We start from the raw sequence: 17699 nt of genomic DNA, 5'->3' as shown, positions 1-17699 counted from the left end.
CTTTATACCATGAGTATAAGGCTGGAATTTTTTTATTAACAACTAGAAATGATTTATGGAGTGAAAGATTGTATATATAACTGAGTTGCGTAATATTCTTAGGAGAGCTGAATGAACTGTTTTGTGTGTAAAGGGAATTTAGTAGTAGATGAATTTGTTAACTACTATAAAAATGAAGTAGCATAGAAGAGAATTTAATTTAATAAAATTAAAATCCGTGTATCTGGTGATTACTTATTGAAGAGAATTGAATATTAAGATGGAATAAGACAACTTGACATGATTTTTATAAAGGCTATAATTAAAATTGTTAGGATTTTCAATAAACTTACTCTTATGTGTTTCTTTATATACGTCTGATTTTATAAACAGGCTATATTTAGAAATACATTGGAGGTGAGGTTTATGAATCAAGTGGTTGCACTTGAGAGGATTGAAAATCCTAATTCAGTAAGAAGGTTTGGTTTTATTCCTGCCATTCTTTATGGAAAAGGAGTATCAAGCCCTCAAAAGGTTAAGATTGCAAAAAAGGATGTTTTAAAACTATTAAGACACAATAGTAAAAATTCAAAGGTTTATGTTGATTACAAAAATAACAAGTATTTTTGCGTAATAAAGGATGTCCAATTAGATTATTTAAACAAAGACATACTTCATCTTGAATTTCAAGCAGTTCATGAGGATGAAGTGGTAAAAATTGAACTTCCTGTAATTTTTGAAGGCGAGGAGTTTTTAGAGGCCAAGGGATTTATATTAGAAACATATATGTCCAAGATTGAAGTTATGGGAAGATTAAAGGACCTTCCTGAAGTTATCAAAATAGATGTTAAAGACAAAAAATTAGGGGACAAGATAACTATTGAAGATTTGAATTTAGGTGAAGAAATAAAGATATTAGAGGATTTAGATAAAGTAATCGCAGTTGTATCTAATTCTGAAACAGAAGATATTGCAAGTTAGCAGGCTTATAGCCTGCTATGTGCTCCATTAGCTCAGCGGTAGAGCAGCTGATTCGTAATCAGCAGGTCGCCGGTTCGAATCCGGCATGGAGCTCCAGATTTTTCAAGGCTTTTACAAATTGCAGTAAGTTGCAGTAAGCAAAAAATACTGCAATTTTACTGCAACGGGAGAAAATTTATTTTGCAGGTTGTTATTTAGCAGCCTGCATTTTTATTTTGCCGCTGTTCTTGATATGTGAAATGATTAGAGGAGGATGAAAAGGTTCGGAAGAATGTTCCGACCACTGGAATTGTTCTTGATATGTGAAATGATTATGCAATAGGTTCATACCTTCGACCAGAAGTGGGCGAAAAGATGAATTGATATTGAAATACATATTTCAGCAATAGAATAGACGGCATAGCAAGGGGTAATAAAACGATACAGCCTTTTTCTAAAAAAGAAAATGGGTCGGTATTTTACCGGCCCATTTATTTTGCTATTTTTAGCTTAGTTATTTCATTCCAGTTCTTAGATGTTACATATTCGATAGCGTTAATATCATCTCTAATGTTATCAAGTTTTTCTTTAACTTCGGTTTTAAATTCTGTAAGGTCAGCCACTTGCTCAAATACTGCATTTAATTTTTTCTCCATGTTATCAAGTTTGTTGTTAATAGGCTCAAGCTTTTTATCAAGCATTTCTTCAATTGCAGCTAAAAGATTTTGATTATCCATATAAAAACACCTCCGGAAGTGATATAAATATTATAACACAAAGGGTAAAGGACATAAATAATCACTTAGACTTTTTATTTTTATTATCTACTTCAAACAGATGATTAATTTTCATAGCTGCAGCTTTTTTAACTTCCGGTAAAACATGAGAATATATATTAAGCGTTGTTGTAATATCCTTATGGCCTAAAATTTCTTGGACTACTTTAGGATGTTCGTTAGCCTCAAGTAGCCTTGTAGCATAAGTATGACGCAGAGCATGGAAGTTTATATCAATATTAGCCTTTTCGATAATGCGATAAAATGTTCTTAATAGGTTTCTTGGGTCAATAGGTTTACCAAGTTCAGTGGCAAATACAAGGTTATTATCTTCGTAAACTTCACCAGCTTTTAGCTTTTCTTCAAGTTGCCTTTTCCTATGCTCCTTTAATTCCTCTATTGCTGCGGGTGGTAATGGAATAATCCTAATCCCGGAGCTTGTTTTAGGTTCTTGAAATATTAAAATAGTATTTTTCTTTATACTTGGGTCAAAGTTCTTTACTCTTTTCAATGACCTTTTAACTTTTATTGTTCCTTCTTTCAAGTCCACATTATCCCACGTAAGAGCTAATAGCTCACCTTGTCTTAATCCCGTTGCAAGTGCTATAATAAAAGCAGCCTTTAAACGTTCTCCTTCAAGGGCTTGTAAAAATCTTTGTTGTTCCTCAAGTGATAATACCCTAATTTCTTTTTTTCTTTGCTTAGGTAATATAGTTGCCTCTGTTACATTACGGGCGACTATATTATTTTTTACGGCCTGTTTTAATGCACCATGTAAAAGGGTATGAATATATTTAACGGTTCTTGGTGATAGGCCTTCTTTTAGCTTTTCATTGTAAAAAAGTTGTATATGCTCAGGCCTTAACTCTTTTAGCTTATAATGTCCTAATGCAGGGTTAATGTGATACCTAATCAAATATTCATAGCTTTGCAGCGTTGAAGGTCTTAAGCTGCTTTTTTTATACTCAAATAGCCAAGTATTAAGCCAGCTGCCTAATGTAAGTTGTGAAGGCTCAACTAATACACCTGCGTTATAGGAATTAATGGCCTTATTAATCTTATCGGCGACTTCCTGCCTTGTTTTCCCGTAAAAAGTAAGTCTTTTTAACTTCCCGTCCTCTTTTCTTCCAAGCGTAATTTGACCGCACCAAGTCCCGTTAGGACGCTTATATATCGTTCCTTCGTTGTTCCCTCTTTTCTTAGGCATTTATCACACCTTCTTTTATAGGTTTAAAGTCAATGATTAAGTTTAAAAACTCTATTTTTAGTTTATCGTCAAATGTAAATTGTTCGGGTTCGGCATATTCGTTATTTCCCTGCAGCTTATAAACAAGTATTTTAAAAGTATTAGGATTAATAATCCAGTATTCTTTAACTTTAAATTGGTTATACAGGTTTAGTTTTTTAACATAGTCAATGGCAGCCGAGGAAGGGGAAACAATTTCAATGATAAAATCAGGACTTCCAACAATGCCTTTATCGGTTAGTTTGCTTTTATCACATACTACAAAAAGATCCGGCTGCACAATGTTTTTAGATGAATAAATATCCTCACCTTCATTAATGAAAATAACGTCCAAGGGTGAGGAATAAACTTCACATGGTAGCTTGTTAGCTTTTAAATGATTATTGATTATAGTTACAAGCTCCACAATAAGTTTTTGATGTATTCTTGAAGGAGAAGGAGACATATTATAAGGCACACCATCAATTACTTGAATATTTGTATTATCAGGAAGGTTTAAATAATCTTTAAATGTAAAAGGATTAAATGCAGCAAGGGGCATTTATAACACCTCTTTTAGATTAATTTTTTTACTTAAAGGGGGTCGCAAGTTGCGATACCCTTTAATGGAATCCGGTTATTGCTGCAGAGCTGCGATATACTATGTTTAAGGTTGGTGATTTAGCGGGGTGAAAATTTTACTTAATGTCCGACTGATTTTTTATTTTGATTTTATATTTTCCTTTAATTCCATATTTTTTATAGTTATTTTTAAAAATTTCTACGATTGAATTTATTATTGCATTTTCTATTATTTTAATAATTCCTTCTTTGGAATAATGTGAAGAAATAAGTTTAACTGAGTTTAAAAAAAGAATTTCTGGATTTTCTTTTGGTTTTAATAATTGGTCAAGTTCTCTTCTAACAATGTTACTAATCTCATTTGAAAATATTAATATACTTTTTTTTAAAATGTTGTTTATATTATTGCTTATAGAGTTTAACTCAGTATTTTGGGCAATTGTTAGATATATTTTGGAGTGATATTTTGAAGGGTGAAAATGCTTTATTTTTGTTTTAATATTTTTATATTTTTCTAATGATTTATAAATTAAATTTTTACAATCATCTTTTAGCGATATTAGTTTTTCATAATAAATTTTTATTTCTTTAATTGCAGCTAAAAAAGAATCAGACAAAAAATTATCAAATTCATATATTGTTACCATTGATTTAAATAATTCTATTAAAAACAATATAAATTCATCATTATCAACATGATGTTTAACGTCTAAATTTCTTTTAATCAAGTCTCTTAAATATTCTTCTTCTGGGGTTTTAAAATCACTTCTTCCTATCAAATAATCAGTTGTAACTCCGAAGAAGTCAGCGATAGTTACAAGATTTTCATAGCTTGGCTCTCTTTCTCCTCTTTCGTAATTTGCTAATGTTGAATAAGGTATATTAAGATTTTCAGCTAATTCCCTTAAAGTCTTTTGTTTTTCGTTTCTTAATGCCTTTAACCTTTCACCAAAAACAATTTTTATACTGCTCATTTTTTCACCTCACTTTGAAAACAATTATATAATATTTTTTCTTAAATGTAAACAACAACACTTGACATTATTCAATAAAGAAACTATAATAAAAATATAATTCGTTATACGAAACATAAATATAGGAGGGATAAAATGAATAACATTCAAGTTAACGTTAAAAGGATTAAAGAAATTCGAATCAAAAAAGGATGGACAATAAGAGACCTTGGGGAAAGAGCAGGGATAAATTATGCAATAGTTTCAAAGCTGGAAAATGGCAAATCATCACCAAGGCCAAAAACAGCAAAGGCCATAGCAGACGCATTGGAAGTTGATTTTGACGAGATTTTCAAAATCGTATGACACCATAAGTAACGAGGGAATGACTTCCCGGGTTGGAAAGACATATAAACGAAAGGTGGTGATAAAATGTGTCAATACATCCAGCAGCAAGAAAACATAATTGAAGGCCTAATCAACGACATAAAGAATCTAAGTTCTCAAAATGCGGAGCTTATGATAAGGCTAAAGATACTTAAGACGGAAAATGAGCTTTTAAGAAGAAAATTAGAGCAGCTGGAGAGCTGCAGGGAAAATTAAATCACAAAAGAAAGGGGTTTTAAGTATGTCAAAGTTATCACTTGAGGAAAGGGAAACAATAATCCTATTCAACGAGAAGGACAAAGAGGCAGAGATTTTCACTTATAACAGGGCCTTAATCACAAACTTAAAGAAATTAGCTAAGGAAAGACCAGATGAAGTGCAGCTAAAGAAGAATAACGGAGAAGGTGGACTAACTTTTATAGTGCCTAAAGCATGGTTAGTAATTAGAGCAAGAAAAAAGAAAAATTTCACAGAAGAAACAAGAAATGCTTTAAGGGAGAGAGCAAAAAAGTTAATGGCAAGAGCATAATTTAAAATCGATTTTTGCACAGAGTTGCACAAGAACTTTTTATCATTCGAGGGTATAAAACACCGAGGTAATACATTTACACCTTTAAAAAATTTTATATCAAAAAAGTGCCTATTTTATAAGCAAAGGAAAGGGGTCTTTGATATGGAGCAAAAGCAATATGAAATTTACACAGACGACGCATTGAAGGAAAAGATACAAAGGCTAACGCTAAACATTGATGAGGCTGCAAAGTTGTTAGGTGTAAGTTACAATACAATGCTTAACTTGGTGCATAGGAAGGACTTCCCTAAGATACAGGCAGCTAAAAGAAGAATCCTAATCCCTAAAGAGGCCTTCTTTAAATGGGTGAATGAGGCAGCATGGAAGGAATAAAGGTTCGGAATATTCTTCCGGAGCTGCAGCCATGAAAGGTGGTGATAAATTGACAAGGCTTGAGAAGTTAAAAATGCAGCAAATAAGGTTATTAAAAAGGCTTGTAATGAAAGATGTAATTGAAAATCCTATGAAAAAAGAAAAGATAATTGAAAGGACGCAAAGAATAGTAAGAGCAAGACAAAGGTTAGAAAAAAGAATAACTGGGAGGGTTTAAGGTGGAAACTGCTAAAGCTGATGAAGTAAAGTTGGACGAGCATATTTTGAAAATCACAATTAATGGGGTTGTAATATATGAATCTGAAAAGGTTAAAAGACTTAGAGAGTTAGGGATAAAGTTCTTTCAGGTAAATGATATTTACTATAAGGGGGACAAGCAAAATGAAAATATCAGCAGCAAAGATAAATAAATGCTCCTCTTTAAAGGAGCTGCAGCAAAGATATAAACGTTTAATTGTTCAAAAGGTTGCAGTTAAGATTAGCTTTAAGTTTATAGTAACATACTTCAACGGTTGCCTTATAGTAGTTGTTAATTCAAACGTTCCAGAGGAAGAATACATAAACGACCTAAAGCAGGCCCTAATAAATGCAGCAATAAAAAAAGAAACTTCCATAAGGAAGTAGAAAATAAACTTACCAGCAATTTAATTATAATATACCATGTGCAAGAAATAAAGATATTGACATTAAAAATTTTTAAGGAAGGGTTGAGATAATGAAAGAATATAAAACAATATCTTTAAACAGGGCCGCAGTTTTATTAAGCTGCGGCATTAAGTTGTTAAGAATTGAGGACAGCAAGAAGGGTAAACAATTTGTATTTGAATATAGTCCAAAAGTTGATGAGTTAATTAATGATTTCTTAAACGGCAGCTTAAATTGTAATATTAAGGTTTTTATTGATAATATACGACAACTAAAAGATATTTTGCTAAGCTAATTAATAAATACCATAGTGCAGGAGGTTTAATAATGGGTGAATATATAAATTACTTTGCAATACCAGAAACACTTTTTGAATGTCAATATTACGAATCGCTAACAACGTTCGAAAAGCTATTTTGTATTGAGTTATTGAATCAATTTAATCAAACAGAAGAATTTTATAAATCAGATTTTGAGTTTGCAGCAAAGTTTGGGGTAAGCACTAAAACAATACAGACAGCAAGGAATAAACTTAAAGATTTTGGCTTATTGGAATTTAGAGCAGGTGGAATAACTAAAAGGAAAAAGTATTTGGCGACAGGATATAATTATTTTGGTTTTCATGATGATATTAAAAAAATAAACAATGGTGAATTAGAAAAAAGGTATTCTAAAATAGACCGATTCACATTTGAGGCCTTAATATATTATGCTGCAGTTAAGAAAATAACCTTAGAAGAAGTTTTAACGTATATTGCATTGTTTTATATTTATGATATGCAAGAAGGGACAGATAGTTTTAGGGTTACAAAATCAAAGTTATCAGAGCTAACAGGATTAAATACAACAACTATTGTTAAGTGCATAGAGGGACTTTATAAGAAAATCCTTTTTAATGATAATACAGCTCATTTATTTGAGTTTAAGTTAGGCTATCACGTTATTGATATTATGAAGTTTAGTTATTGGGCAAGTCCAGAGAGAGGCAATAATCTATGGTTATATGAAACAATGAAAATGAGGATAGAAAAAGAAAAAGAAAAGCTAATTAATGAAAAGAAGGCCAAGAATTATAAAGGACTTGTTAGAAGGTTTTATGAAATGGCAGGAAAGAGGATTCAAACTAATGTTATTGAAGAAGGAGCTTTAAAATTAGCAGAAATTGAAGGATATTTTGTTAATCAAGAAGAAATTATTAAGGCTATGGAATGGTATTTAAACAATTATTGCAGCAGTGAAAAGAGGACGATTAATAAATTTGTTGAGTATGTAAAAGCTAATTATTAATTATCACCATAGCGGGAAAACCTTAACTGGATACTTCACCAGATGAAGGGTTATGTAGAAGTGGTTATGTGGAAGTGGTTATGTGGAAGTGGTTATGTGGAAGTGGTTATGTGGAAGTGGTTATGTGGAAGTGGTTATGTGGAAGTAAATTAGAGATAATCTTTAGTTTACTTCCACACATTAAAAATAATAATAAAATATTAAAATAATAAAAGATTAAAATAATAAAAGATTACAATAAGTTGTTGTTGTTTATTATATATGTGGAAGAAAACTAAAGATTAAAAATCATCATCAGCAATTTAATTTTTAGTAGTTGTTATTGTTAAATTACAATTTAAGGGTTATTAATGGGTAAACTATATTAATCATGTTAAAGTCAGTAATACAATTTAAAGGAGTTGGTAAAATGGAAAGAAGGTTAAAAGTAGTTAGGGAATTAAATAAGCATTATGCAGTTATAAGGACAGACATATTAGAAACAAGTTTAAGCATGGAATCAAAAGTATTGTATTTTGTGTTAAGCATAGCAGCAGACCAAGGTAGAGATGTAAACGATGATATGTTAAAGGAGCTAACAAGTATAAAAACAGATGAGATTCTATACCAAGCATTAGATGAATTGGCTATTAATGGACTTGTAAAATATAACAAGTTAACTGGGATAATAGAATTAATTGATTAGGGGTAGGGGGATATAAAAATCTACAACTTTTCAATAGAGACCGGGCGTCCCAGTTTCGTTTATAAAAAATTCCCTAAATGAAGTTAAAGGGGGTAAGGCTATTAGGAAAATATTATAATGGCCTAAGGATACCGAGCGGCCAGCCTTCGCTTAAAACAAATTTGTAAAATGAGATTTTGAAGGTAATTTCCGGCCTTATGCAAGGTTTTACACTTACGTTGGAAGGCCTTGAGGCATTTCATATAATTTCAAGGCGTTGCCCTTGCAAGGCTTTAATTTAACAAGTTCAAGATACCTCACATAGGTAGGGAGATTGTGAAAAAATGTGAAATTTTCAAAGTGGAAAGAGCAAAAACCGACGTAAAACCGACATTGTTGGATTAGTGCCGGCCTTATGCAAGGTTTTACATTCTGGCAGCAGGGCCTCAAGGCCTTTATATTTTAGCTGCACAAAACACCACACCTGGGGGAGGGGGTAGACGAAACTTGAATAAGGGGTAAGGGAGAGCCGCAGGAAAATAAAAACCTTCCAGCAGGCCGGAAAAACTTAAAAGGTGGTGAAGGCCTTGACTAATGAAGAATTATTTGAGCTTTACTCAAAGGGTAACACGAATGTAAAAGAGCAGCTAATTATAAATAATCTTAACTTAGTCAAATGTGCAGCCAAGCGATATTTTGTGATTTATAACGTTAGAGATTATAAGGACATAGATTATTACGATTTAGTTCAAGCAGGGTCAATAGGACTTATGAAAGCAATAGACAAATTTAATCCTTCCTTGGGATGGAAATTTTCAAGTTATGCATATAAGGTAATATCAACGGAAATAAGAAGGGTATTAGATAGACACGAGGATACATTGAGCCTTGATGAGAATATAGGGGATGATGACGACGATACAACGTTAATGGATGTAATAGAGGATAAGAGCATTAATTTTGTTGAGGAGCTGGAGCTGAAAGAGTTAAAAAAACTATGGGATATATTGGCCCAAAAATTAAATGAAAAGGAGATAAAATTTTTAAAGCTAAAACACATAAACAATTTAACGGAAAAGCAGATATGTAGAATCCTTGAGATACCAGAAGAAAAGGCAAGGCAGTTTAGTGAATCCGTATTAAGAAAAGCAAGGTCAAAAGCAAAGTTGTTAAGAATATTGTTTGATGATTATTTAGACAAAAGGACGAGCTATCTAAGTGCGGTTGATTATTCGATACCTAAAGTTAGGGAAGGTTATTATTACGGCAGCATAGTAGAAAGTATTGTTTTAGAAAGAGAGAGATTAAGGGAAAGGTTTGGAATAAACCTAAAAACTAATTTCAATGGGTAAGCAAAAGATTGTGCAGGCCTTTAGCCAACGGATTTTTTGGTTGGCTAATGAAATTACTATAAGTTGAATTCAAAATTGGATTGAGTAATTATATTGAGTAATTATATGGATTAGGTTCTTCCGGGGATACAAATTAAAGCGGTGGCGATTTGACCGCTATATTTTGTTAGGCATAAAATAAAAATTAACGACTTCCTTCCTAAGGGGGTAACATTATGGAGCTAACAGAAAGGGAAAAGTTTTTATTGGTAGCTGCAATAAGCGAATACTTAGCTAAGCTTAGGCAAACATCTTATTATTTGGAAGGGCTTGGTATAAAGTATCATAAGAAAAAGATAGATGATGTTAGATTAGAGTTAATGCAACTCAGGGAAAAGGTTGCGGATGGGGAATGGGAGCAGTATTTGAAGGATTATATTGAAAGTTAATAACTTTACATTAAACGAATGTAACGATAAAATAGAATTAAAATCAGATACAATTTAGCCTGTGGTAGCACTCCCTATTGAGTGTGTAGAGAAATCCCACAGGCCCTTATATTTAGCCTCCCTAATATTGGGGGGCTTATATTTTTAGTCACAAAATCGCATTTTTTATTTTTATCATTAGCAAAAAGTGAAATTAGAGAGGGGAAAGAGCGGGGAAATTATAAAAAACATTAGAGGTTGCCTAATTATATTGGGTTATCTTTGGAATAGCTAACAAATGCTAACATTATGCCTAAAAATAAATAATGATATGTTAATTGAAAAGCGACAAAAAGAAGACAAAAAGGCGACAAAAAGCCACACTTTAAAAGATGACGGGATGAAACATCCCCCCGGTTATGATTTAGGGTTGAATGCCAGCGATACCGGGCGTCCTACCTTCGTAAACCTCACAAGGGTTTTATATAGGGGGGTGTAGTTATTACATTTATTGCTCCTCTTTTAGATTAATTTTCTCCATTTTTGGGGAATCGCAAGTTGCAATACCTTTTACTCAGATAAGTTTTTTTATTTCAGCTCTAACCTTAGGATTTCTTAGTAAGTAACGTTCCTTTTGGTTGCTCAACTACAACAGAAATTAAAGGAGCAAAATTATTAGTTTTAACTTAATTTAGTTGGATATAAGAATATTTGGGCTAATTTAAGAGCTTTTATGTGAAAATAAAAATTTTTAGCAATAAATAATAACTTGTTCGTAAAGTTCTATATAGTCAAATAAGGTTTGATTTATTATAATTAATACTACGGGGGTGCAAGTAATGGATAATGAAAAAGTATTAGATTTAATGCAAAAAATTTATGAGGAAATGCAGCAGGGCTTTAAAAGTTTAAATAACAGGATGGATGAGTTGGAAAATGAAGTTAATAAGACCAAGCTAATAATAGAAAATGACATAAAATCCAAGGTAGCAGTATTATTTGAAGGGAATAGCAGTTATAAGGAACAAGTAGAAGGTAAGTTTGAAGAAATAATAAAGGAGCAGCAGGGAACAAGGGAGATTTTATCTTTATCCGTAAAAAGTTTAGCGGATGATATACAAGGAATTAAACATGATATTGACGAGTTAAAACATAAATTTGATAAGGTTGAGAAGGTAACAATACAAAATACCTATGATTTGGCATATTTGAAAATGGCAAAGTGAAAAATTTTACTGCAATAAATATAAAATAGTGCTAACAAACATAATAAAATCAAGGCTTATTTTTTACTGCAATTTACTGCAATAATACTGCAACGGGATTAAAAATTAGTGATTTTTTGTGAAGTGGAACAAATTAGCAATATTAAAAAATATAGATTTTTCAAGGGTTCTAAAGTTTAATGCTTGTCCTAAAAATTGTCTCCCACTATTTCGTAATCAGCAGGTCGCCGGTTCGAATCCGGCATGGAACTCCAGTGTTTTCAAGGCTTTTGGTAATTCTGGTATAATCCCAAGTCAATACGAATCTATTAAACAGAAAAAAGGGGTCGAGATTTTATCAACTCCTTTATTATTTTGTTATTTTTAGTTTAGTTATTTCGTGTCAGCTTTTAGATGTTACATATTCAATAGCATTTATATCGTCTCTAATGTTGACAAGTTTTTCTTTAACTTCTGTTTTAAGTTCTCTAAGGCCAGTGAAATAGGATTAACTTTATTATTTATAATTATTTAATAAATTGTTTTTAACTTCTAAGATGACGTTTTTAATAATGTTAAATAGTGGTAATATTAAAAGTAAGAATAAAAATGTAAAAATATAAAGGAATATTAAAATTATAAAAATGTCGAAAAACGTCGATAAAAAATATCTTTTGAAAAAATTTAATATAATTTATAATTATACTAAAATAAATAATTAATTTAATAAGTTGAATTTGTGTCTTCAAGTCAAGTAGATACAGAAGAAGTAATAAAGACATCGAATGAAGTCGAAAACTTTATCAAAACTCAAACTAATGCGGTAGAAAATACAGTAAAGGTATTTGCAGAGATCTTAGAATCAGTAAGTGCGATAACACAGGAAAATTCTGCGGCAGCAAAAGAAGTTGCAGCATCATCAGAAGAAGTGGCTTCTACAGCACAAAATTTAAGTTCGTTAGCTTTAGATTTGTCTAATGCAATTAATAGGTTAAAGTAGAATGATAAATGAGCATAGGCAGAGGAATAAAATTCCTACTGCCTATATTTTAGTAAAAAATTAAAGTGAGGGATACAACATGAGACTTGCAATCTTAACTCAAAATTTGGAAGGAAAAATATTAGGAAATACTGTTTATAATGAAAATGGAGTTTTATTTTTAAAGGAAGGGTCTGTTTTAACTTTAACTGCTATTAAAAGGCTTCAAAATATGGGAATAAATACAGTATATATTAAGGATGATGATAACGATAATGATAATGAAATAATAGTTCAAGAAACAATAGAAACACAAATAAAACTTAAGCTTATAAAACTTTTAAAAGAAATTTTTAACGATGTTAAAGTTAAGAATTATGTTGATTATGATAAAGCATATGAGATTATTGATACAATTATACAAAACATTAATTTATCAGAAAACGCTATACTAATAAATAATCTAACAAAAAGTGATTCTTTATCTTATTTAAGTATTCACTCAATTGATGTTGCAATATTATCAATAATTATTGGGACAAATAAAAAATATGATATGAAGAAAATTATTAATCTTGGTTTGGCTGCTTTATTGCATGATGTAGGCAAATTGATTGAAAATAATAAAGAACATCATACTATATTAGGATATAATTTATTAAAACAAAATAGCATGTTTAAACCGACAACATTTACAGCAGTATATCAACATCACGAAATGGAGGATGGAAGCGGACCATTAGGTTTGAAAGGTGATAATATATTCGAATTTGCAAAAATTATAAATATTTCTGATTTATATATGAATTTAATAAGCAAAGAAGGAAATGTATTACCACATGAAGCAATTGAAAGAATTTCTGCTCTTGGAAATAAGATAAATTCAGAGATATATAGGAATTTTATTAGCTCGGTATATTGCTATCCAAATGGGTTACGAGTAATATTAAACAATGGCTTAGAAGGATTAGTAATAGCTCAAAATAAAAATATGACCACAAGGCCGATAATACGTGTTAAAGAAAATGGAAGATACAATTATTATAATTTAGAAAAAGAACTTACGTTATTTATAGAGAAAGTAATATTATAAATCATGTTAAATTAGAGAAAATAGCTTTTGAATCAACTTAAAAACAAATAAAATAAATCAAAAAAGTCGTCATTGATTTTAAAGCTTTTATAAAATAGAGATTTTTTTATAACGCATAGTAAATTATAAATAAAAGGTGAAATTTTAGCTGTTATATCTCAAAATGAAATAGAATTTTAATTTGCAAGTTAAGCAGGCTGCTTTATGTAGTCTGCTTTATTTATGATTTTAGAATATTTCAGAGAAAATTGATTTTGAGCTTGAAGCAGAATATTTAATAGTTAGGTAATTAATTTTAAATTTTTTATGGATTTTACATGATTATTTATCGTTTTTTTGGTGATATATTTTTATGGGATAATTTCAAAAATCTTCGTCTATATAAGTGAATAAAGAAAGGGGGATAAACTATGAAAAGTATTGGAACCATATCAAGTGCAATAGGGTTTATTTTTTTAGGAGCTTGGATGATAATAAAAAGAATTGATGCTAATTTAGGGATGACCATGCTAAAGTTTTGGCCTTTACTTTTTGTTATTTTAGGGTTGGAGCTTATATTTTTTAGCTTAAGAAAACGTGAAGAAAGGATGTCACTAAACCTTTTGATAGTTTTAGTTATTCTAATTTATATTGCAGTTAACGGCTTTTATTCTTATAGTTTAAATTTTTCTTCTAAAATAGTTAATTTTGATTCTTTTCAACTTAAACCTTTTAATTCATTAGATAGTAAAGCTATAAATTTTAACAGTTCTTTAGAGACAGTAGAAAACAATGTTCTGATAAAAGCTGATAATTTAAAGGTTAACATTATTGAAACAAATGAAAAAAAGATAGAAGTTGAGGGCAAAGTTTATTTTCCTAAGGGCAGCTTTTATAACAAATTTGAGCCTACTTTAGAATCCTCAGAGGGATGGACTAAAATAGAGTTTTTTAACAACGAGATAAAGGGAGTAGAATTAACCGTTTATGTTCCAAAGATAGTTAATTTAGAGGTTGTTTCTAATAATCTAAAGTTTTCAAGCAGTGCCAATATAACTAAAGTAAAGATCGATTCTCAAAATGCCGATGTAAACATTTCTAAAGCAAAAATACTAAGCTTAAACGGTCAGAATGTAAATTTAAACGCAAAGGATATATCCAATACCGTTGAAGTTTGGGGAGTAAATGGAAATGCAAATATAAACGGAGAATTAAAAAATTTAACTAAACAGCAACAGAAGTCGCCCACTTCTGTAAGTGGGTGATGAATGTTGATTGATAAATTCTTCCTTTATTGTATAATCAGTATTATAGGAAGGAGGTTATGTAATAGAATGGATTTAGACAATAATAATCATTCATTATTCTTATTGTATTATCATCTTGTTTTGGTAACTAAATATAGAAGAAAAGTTATTGATGATAATATATCGAATAGACTAAAAGAAATATTTGAAAAGATACAGGATAATTATAATATCACATTACAAGAATGGAACCATGATAAAGACCATATCCATATATTATTCAAAGCACATCCTAATACTGAGTTGTCTAAGTTTATAAATGCATATAAAAGTGCTTCATCAAGATTGATAAAGAAAGAGTATCCTAAAATAAAAGAGCAATTATGGAAAGAATATTTTTGGTCAAGAAGTTACTGTTTACTTACAACAGGTGGGGTGTCAATTGAAGTAATTAAAAAATATATAGAAAAGCAAGGGAAAGAGGTGTAACTTTGCTAAAGGCTTATAAATACAGGATATATCCAACAAAAGAACAAGAAGAATATTTTGCTAAAGTATTTGGTTGTGTAAGATTTATATACAACAAAATGCTACATGACAAAATAGAATACTATAAAAAAACAGGGGAAATGCTAAACAATACACCTGCACAATATAAAAAAGAATATTCTTTTCTAAAAGAAGTAGATAGTCTTGCACTTTCCAACGCACAACTTAATTTAGAAAAAGCATATAAAAAATTCTTTAGAGATAAAAAAACAGGATTTCCAAAGTTCAAGAAAAAGAAAGGTTACCAGTCTTATACTACAAATAATCAAAATGGAACAGTAACACTTGAAGGTAGTTATCTAAAAGTTCCAAAGTTAAAGACAAAAATAAAAATAAAACAACACAGACAATTTGAAGGAAGAATTAAATCCGTAACTATATCAAAAACGCCAACAGGCAAATATTATGCTTCTATACTTGTAGAAGAAGAAATTAAAGAATTACCTAAAATAGATAAAAAAGTAGGTATAGATTTAGGAATTAAAGAATTTGCTATTTTATCTGATGGAACAAAGGTAGAAAATCCAAAATGGTTAAGAAAAACAGAAAAAAGAATTAAAATTATACAAAAATCATTATCAAGAAAGCAAAAGCAAAGTAAAAACTATGAAAGGACAAGACAAAAACTTGCAAAATTATACGAAAAAATATCAAATCAAAGAAAAGATTTTCTTCACAAATTATCTTCTAAAATTATACACGAAAACCAAGTGATAGTTTTAGAAGATTTACAGGTAAAAAATATGCAACAAAATCATAAATTAGCCAAAGCAATAACAGAAGTATCATGGGCAGAATTTAGAAGGATGTTAGAATATAAAGCAAGATGGTATGGCAGAGAAATAATAATAGCACCACAAAATTATGCATCAAGTCAAACATGTAGTGAATGTGGATATAAAAATCCTGATGTAAAGAATTTAGCATTGAGAGAATGGAAATGTCCAAAGTGTGGTGCAGTTCATGATAGAGATATAAATGCAAGCAAGAATTTGCTAAAATTAGCCATGTGATTGGTATATATGGGGAAGGAACAGCCCTTTGAGCGTGGGTAATCTGGTAACAGAAGTTACCTTGACCACGAAGCCACCACTTCTATAAGTGGGGGTAGTTCACTGAAGGGAACTTTAAGAACACACTACTTCACATATGGGGTTATTTTAAAGACGAAGCAACAGTAAAGGAAGAAAATAAGTTTTTTAAACTAATGAATAAAAAAGAATTTTATAAAGCAAAGAAATTTCTTTATAAACTGTCTAAAAAATATAAAGTTCAATATCTGATAGACTCATATTATTTTATCTACGATAACCTTTATATACAAAAAGAGCTGTCGTAACGACAGCTCTTTTTTAAAATAACCCTGCCAACATACTTCCTAGTAAAACTCCTAAAACTCCTAAAACTCCTGATAATGTAGCTGGTGCTGGTAAGGGAAGTCTAAGCTTTTTAAAAATTGCTCCTAATATCATACCAGCTAAAACAGATAATATTATTATCTTCATGCTCTCAAGCCCCCTATCTTATCTACTACAATTGCACCAAGCCAAACACCAAATATCCCCATGAAAGCTGGTATATTTGGAGGGGCAGGGATGGGTAGCAACAATTTTGAGAAGATAAATCCTACAATCATTCCTGCAATTATAGACATCATAATTTCTCTTAAGTTTTGCATAACAAATTCCCCCATTAGAAAAAATTACATAAATTTCTTAAAGACACAAAAGGAGAAGGCATAAACCTTCTCCTTTTTAATATTAAACTTGGTGACCCCTAGGGGATTCGAACCCCTGTTACCACCGTGAAAGGGTGGTGTCTTAACCACTTGACCAAGGGGCCAAAATCTTAAACTTAAGTGCCAGGCACTTAAGTTTAAGTTGTTACCCGGCAGTCACCTACTCTCCCAGGCCGTCTCCAGCCTAATACCATCGGCGTAGGTAGGCTTAACCTTCGTGTTCGGAATGGGAACGGGTGTTTCCCTACCTCCATCACCACCGGATCTTCACTGCACAATAAGATCAAGCCCTCGACCTATTAGTACCAGTCAGCTAAACGCCTTACGACGCTTACACCTCTGGCCTATCTACCTGGTAGTCTTCCAGGGGTCTTACCGCTTTCGCGTGGGAAATCTCATCTTGGGGTGGGCTTCGCGCTTAGATGCCTTCAGCGCTTATCCCGTCCAAACTTGGCTACCCAGCTGTGCCATTGGCATGACAACTGGTGCACCAGAGGTTCGTCCATCCCGGTCCTCTCGTACTAAGGACAGCTCCCCTCAAATTTCCTACGCCCGCGACGGATAGGGACCGAACTGTCTCACGACGTTCTGAACCCAGCTCGCGTGCCGCTTTAATGGGCGAACAGCCCAACCCTTGGGACCTACTTCAGCCCCAGGATGCGACGAGCCGACATCGAGGTGCCAAACCTCCCCGTCGATGTGGACTCTTGGGGGAGATCAGCCTGTTATCCCCGAGGTAGCTTTTATCCGTTGAGCGATGGCCCTTCCACTCAGAACCACCGGATCAC

Annotated in this window: 25 protein-coding genes, 2 tRNA genes, 2 rRNA genes and 1 pseudogene; 21 read left to right on the top strand and 9 right to left on the bottom strand. The window is 31.6% G+C overall.

Features of this window, described 5'->3' with window-relative positions:
• Positions 1 to 405: 405 nt before the first annotated feature.
• Positions 406 to 960, top strand: a complete 555-nt coding sequence (locus tag CAAU_RS04995) for a 50S ribosomal protein L25 (RefSeq protein WP_008908338.1) — start codon at positions 406 to 408, stop codon at positions 958 to 960.
• A 21-nt stretch (positions 961 to 981) separates the two neighbouring features.
• Positions 982 to 1056, top strand: a tRNA-Thr gene (locus tag CAAU_RS04990).
• A 374-nt stretch (positions 1057 to 1430) separates the two neighbouring features.
• Here CAAU_RS04990 and CAAU_RS04985 read toward each other — a convergent pair.
• The 4 genes from CAAU_RS04985 to CAAU_RS13875 all read right to left on the bottom strand — a co-directional run bounded on the left by CAAU_RS04985 (position 1431) and on the right by CAAU_RS13875 (position 4496).
• Positions 1431 to 1676 carry a hypothetical protein gene (locus CAAU_RS04985; protein WP_008908337.1) on the bottom strand — a complete coding sequence of 82 codons (246 nt, stop codon included), beginning with the start codon at positions 1674 to 1676 and terminating at the stop codon, positions 1431 to 1433.
• A gap of 61 nt (positions 1677 to 1737) precedes the next feature.
• Positions 1738 to 2922, bottom strand: coding sequence for a tyrosine-type recombinase/integrase (locus tag CAAU_RS04980; protein WP_008908336.1), 1185 nt, complete (start codon positions 2920 to 2922; stop codon positions 1738 to 1740).
• Positions 2915 to 3502 carry a Uma2 family endonuclease gene (locus CAAU_RS04975; RefSeq protein ID WP_008908335.1) on the bottom strand — a complete coding sequence of 196 codons (588 nt, stop codon included), beginning with the start codon at positions 3500 to 3502 and terminating at the stop codon, positions 2915 to 2917. Before CAAU_RS04975 ends, CAAU_RS04980 begins: the two co-directional genes overlap by 8 nt.
• Positions 3503 to 3638: 136 nt before the next feature.
• Positions 3639 to 4496: a helix-turn-helix domain-containing protein gene (locus CAAU_RS13875; protein ID WP_008908334.1), complete on the bottom strand. Its 858-nt coding sequence runs from the start codon at positions 4494 to 4496 to the stop codon at positions 3639 to 3641.
• Positions 4497 to 4631: 135 nt separating this feature from the next.
• Here CAAU_RS13875 and CAAU_RS04965 point away from each other — a divergent pair, with 135 nt between their 5' ends.
• The 19 genes and pseudogenes from CAAU_RS04965 to CAAU_RS15570 form a co-directional block, all read left to right on the top strand.
• On the top strand, positions 4632 to 4841 hold the full coding sequence (locus tag CAAU_RS04965; RefSeq protein ID WP_008908333.1) for a helix-turn-helix domain-containing protein: 210 nt from the start codon (positions 4632 to 4634) through the stop codon (positions 4839 to 4841).
• A 66-nt stretch (positions 4842 to 4907) separates the two neighbouring features.
• Positions 4908 to 5078 carry a hypothetical protein gene (locus CAAU_RS14580; protein WP_008908332.1) on the top strand — a complete coding sequence of 57 codons (171 nt, stop codon included), beginning with the start codon at positions 4908 to 4910 and terminating at the stop codon, positions 5076 to 5078.
• Between the two features lie 25 nt (positions 5079 to 5103).
• A complete protein-coding gene (locus CAAU_RS04960; RefSeq protein ID WP_008908331.1) occupies positions 5104 to 5391 on the top strand; it encodes a hypothetical protein in 288 nt (95 codons plus the stop codon).
• 144 nt (positions 5392 to 5535) lie between these two features.
• Positions 5536 to 5766, top strand: coding sequence for a helix-turn-helix domain-containing protein (locus tag CAAU_RS04955; protein ID WP_008908330.1), 231 nt, complete (start codon positions 5536 to 5538; stop codon positions 5764 to 5766).
• A complete protein-coding gene (locus CAAU_RS04950) occupies positions 5744 to 5983 on the top strand; it encodes a hypothetical protein (RefSeq protein WP_040305984.1) in 240 nt (79 codons plus the stop codon). The genes CAAU_RS04955 and CAAU_RS04950 overlap by 23 nt, the downstream gene beginning before the upstream one ends.
• Position 5984: 1 nt before the next feature.
• On the top strand, positions 5985 to 6176 hold the full coding sequence (locus tag CAAU_RS04945; protein ID WP_008908328.1) for a hypothetical protein: 192 nt from the start codon (positions 5985 to 5987) through the stop codon (positions 6174 to 6176).
• On the top strand, positions 6148 to 6390 hold the full coding sequence (locus tag CAAU_RS04940) for a hypothetical protein (RefSeq protein WP_008908327.1): 243 nt from the start codon (positions 6148 to 6150) through the stop codon (positions 6388 to 6390). Before CAAU_RS04945 ends, CAAU_RS04940 begins: the two co-directional genes overlap by 29 nt.
• Positions 6391 to 6481: 91 nt before the next feature.
• Entirely contained in the window at positions 6482 to 6706 is a 225-nt protein-coding gene (locus CAAU_RS04935) for a DUF5659 domain-containing protein (protein WP_008908326.1), read from the top strand.
• A 32-nt stretch (positions 6707 to 6738) separates the two neighbouring features.
• Positions 6739 to 7698 (top strand): hypothetical protein, encoded by a 960-nt coding sequence (locus tag CAAU_RS04930; RefSeq protein WP_008908325.1) that lies wholly within the window; start codon positions 6739 to 6741, stop codon positions 7696 to 7698.
• Between the two features lie 409 nt (positions 7699 to 8107).
• Positions 8108 to 8383, top strand: coding sequence for a hypothetical protein (locus tag CAAU_RS04925; RefSeq protein ID WP_008908324.1), 276 nt, complete (start codon positions 8108 to 8110; stop codon positions 8381 to 8383).
• 566 nt (positions 8384 to 8949) lie between these two features.
• The gene (locus tag CAAU_RS04920) at positions 8950 to 9714 is read left to right on the top strand and encodes a sigma-70 family RNA polymerase sigma factor (protein WP_008908323.1); all 765 of its coding nucleotides are present in this window, start codon (positions 8950 to 8952) and stop codon (positions 9712 to 9714) included.
• Between the two features lie 215 nt (positions 9715 to 9929).
• The gene (locus CAAU_RS04915) at positions 9930 to 10142 is read left to right on the top strand and encodes a hypothetical protein (protein ID WP_008908322.1); all 213 of its coding nucleotides are present in this window, start codon (positions 9930 to 9932) and stop codon (positions 10140 to 10142) included.
• Positions 10143 to 10960: 818 nt separating this feature from the next.
• Positions 10961 to 11347: a hypothetical protein gene (locus CAAU_RS14810; protein WP_008908321.1), complete on the top strand. Its 387-nt coding sequence runs from the start codon at positions 10961 to 10963 to the stop codon at positions 11345 to 11347.
• A gap of 718 nt (positions 11348 to 12065) precedes the next feature.
• Positions 12066 to 12326 (top strand): hypothetical protein, encoded by a 261-nt coding sequence (locus tag CAAU_RS04905; RefSeq protein ID WP_008908320.1) that lies wholly within the window; start codon positions 12066 to 12068, stop codon positions 12324 to 12326.
• 79 nt (positions 12327 to 12405) lie between these two features.
• Positions 12406 to 13398, top strand: a complete 993-nt coding sequence (locus CAAU_RS04900) for an HD-GYP domain-containing protein (protein WP_008908319.1) — start codon at positions 12406 to 12408, stop codon at positions 13396 to 13398.
• Positions 13399 to 13808: 410 nt separating this feature from the next.
• Positions 13809 to 14642: a hypothetical protein gene (locus CAAU_RS04895; protein ID WP_008908318.1), complete on the top strand. Its 834-nt coding sequence runs from the start codon at positions 13809 to 13811 to the stop codon at positions 14640 to 14642.
• A gap of 69 nt (positions 14643 to 14711) precedes the next feature.
• Positions 14712 to 15113, top strand: coding sequence for an IS200/IS605 family transposase (tnpA, locus tag CAAU_RS04890; RefSeq protein WP_008908317.1), 402 nt, complete (start codon positions 14712 to 14714; stop codon positions 15111 to 15113).
• Positions 15114 to 15115: 2 nt separating this feature from the next.
• On the top strand, positions 15116 to 16186 hold the full coding sequence (gene tnpB, locus CAAU_RS04885; protein ID WP_008908316.1) for an IS200/IS605 family element RNA-guided endonuclease TnpB: 1071 nt from the start codon (positions 15116 to 15118) through the stop codon (positions 16184 to 16186).
• A gap of 113 nt (positions 16187 to 16299) precedes the next feature.
• A pseudogene (locus CAAU_RS15570) lies at positions 16300 to 16512 on the top strand (DUF1722 domain-containing protein); the annotation flags it as partial.
• 13 nt (positions 16513 to 16525) lie between these two features.
• On the opposite strand, the gene CAAU_RS04880 reads toward CAAU_RS15570, so the two are convergent.
• The 5 genes from CAAU_RS04880 to CAAU_RS04860 form a co-directional block, all read right to left on the bottom strand.
• Complete coding sequence (locus CAAU_RS04880; RefSeq protein ID WP_008908315.1) at positions 16526 to 16678, bottom strand: XapX domain-containing protein; 153 nt, start codon at positions 16676 to 16678, stop codon at positions 16526 to 16528.
• Positions 16675 to 16851 (bottom strand): XapX domain-containing protein, encoded by a 177-nt coding sequence (locus CAAU_RS14220; RefSeq protein ID WP_008908314.1) that lies wholly within the window; start codon positions 16849 to 16851, stop codon positions 16675 to 16677. Before CAAU_RS14220 ends, CAAU_RS04880 begins: the two co-directional genes overlap by 4 nt.
• Positions 16852 to 16940: 89 nt before the next feature.
• Positions 16941 to 17015: transfer RNA gene (locus CAAU_RS04870), tRNA-Glu, on the bottom strand.
• Between the two features lie 43 nt (positions 17016 to 17058).
• A 5S ribosomal RNA gene (gene rrf, locus CAAU_RS04865) occupies positions 17059 to 17175 on the bottom strand.
• A 15-nt stretch (positions 17176 to 17190) separates the two neighbouring features.
• Positions 17191 to 17699, bottom strand: a 23S ribosomal RNA gene (locus CAAU_RS04860); the annotation flags it as partial.

This window comes from Caloramator australicus RC3, assembly GCF_000297115.1.
GTDB classification, from domain to species: Bacteria; Bacillota; Clostridia; order Clostridiales; family Caloramatoraceae; genus Caloramator; species Caloramator australicus.
This window is presented reverse-complemented; position numbering and strand designations above follow the sequence as displayed.

Coding starts and splice junctions, on each gene's coding strand:
- CAAU_RS04995 (WP_008908338.1), top strand. CDS start 406: ATGAATCAAGTGGTTGCACTTGAGAGGATTGAAAATCCTAATTCAGTA.
- CAAU_RS04985 (WP_008908337.1), bottom strand. CDS start 1,676: ATGGATAATCAAAATCTTTTAGCTGCAATTGAAGAAATGCTTGATAAA.
- CAAU_RS04980 (WP_008908336.1), bottom strand. CDS start 2,922: ATGCCTAAGAAAAGAGGGAACAACGAAGGAACGATATATAAGCGTCCT.
- CAAU_RS04975 (WP_008908335.1), bottom strand. CDS start 3,502: ATGCCCCTTGCTGCATTTAATCCTTTTACATTTAAAGATTATTTAAAC.
- CAAU_RS13875 (WP_008908334.1), bottom strand. CDS start 4,496: ATGAGCAGTATAAAAATTGTTTTTGGTGAAAGGTTAAAGGCATTAAGA.
- CAAU_RS04965 (WP_008908333.1), top strand. CDS start 4,632: ATGAATAACATTCAAGTTAACGTTAAAAGGATTAAAGAAATTCGAATC.
- CAAU_RS14580 (WP_008908332.1), top strand. CDS start 4,908: ATGTGTCAATACATCCAGCAGCAAGAAAACATAATTGAAGGCCTAATC.
- CAAU_RS04960 (WP_008908331.1), top strand. CDS start 5,104: ATGTCAAAGTTATCACTTGAGGAAAGGGAAACAATAATCCTATTCAAC.
- CAAU_RS04955 (WP_008908330.1), top strand. CDS start 5,536: ATGGAGCAAAAGCAATATGAAATTTACACAGACGACGCATTGAAGGAA.
- CAAU_RS04950 (WP_040305984.1), top strand. CDS start 5,744: ATGAGGCAGCATGGAAGGAATAAAGGTTCGGAATATTCTTCCGGAGCT.
- CAAU_RS04940 (WP_008908327.1), top strand. CDS start 6,148: ATGAAAATATCAGCAGCAAAGATAAATAAATGCTCCTCTTTAAAGGAG.
- CAAU_RS04935 (WP_008908326.1), top strand. CDS start 6,482: ATGAAAGAATATAAAACAATATCTTTAAACAGGGCCGCAGTTTTATTA.
- CAAU_RS04930 (WP_008908325.1), top strand. CDS start 6,739: ATGGGTGAATATATAAATTACTTTGCAATACCAGAAACACTTTTTGAA.
- CAAU_RS04925 (WP_008908324.1), top strand. CDS start 8,108: ATGGAAAGAAGGTTAAAAGTAGTTAGGGAATTAAATAAGCATTATGCA.
- CAAU_RS04915 (WP_008908322.1), top strand. CDS start 9,930: ATGGAGCTAACAGAAAGGGAAAAGTTTTTATTGGTAGCTGCAATAAGC.
- CAAU_RS14810 (WP_008908321.1), top strand. CDS start 10,961: ATGGATAATGAAAAAGTATTAGATTTAATGCAAAAAATTTATGAGGAA.
- CAAU_RS04900 (WP_008908319.1), top strand. CDS start 12,406: ATGAGACTTGCAATCTTAACTCAAAATTTGGAAGGAAAAATATTAGGA.
- CAAU_RS04895 (WP_008908318.1), top strand. CDS start 13,809: ATGAAAAGTATTGGAACCATATCAAGTGCAATAGGGTTTATTTTTTTA.
- tnpA (WP_008908317.1), top strand. CDS start 14,712: ATGGATTTAGACAATAATAATCATTCATTATTCTTATTGTATTATCAT.
- CAAU_RS04880 (WP_008908315.1), bottom strand. CDS start 16,678: ATGAAGATAATAATATTATCTGTTTTAGCTGGTATGATATTAGGAGCA.
- CAAU_RS14220 (WP_008908314.1), bottom strand. CDS start 16,851: ATGCAAAACTTAAGAGAAATTATGATGTCTATAATTGCAGGAATGATT.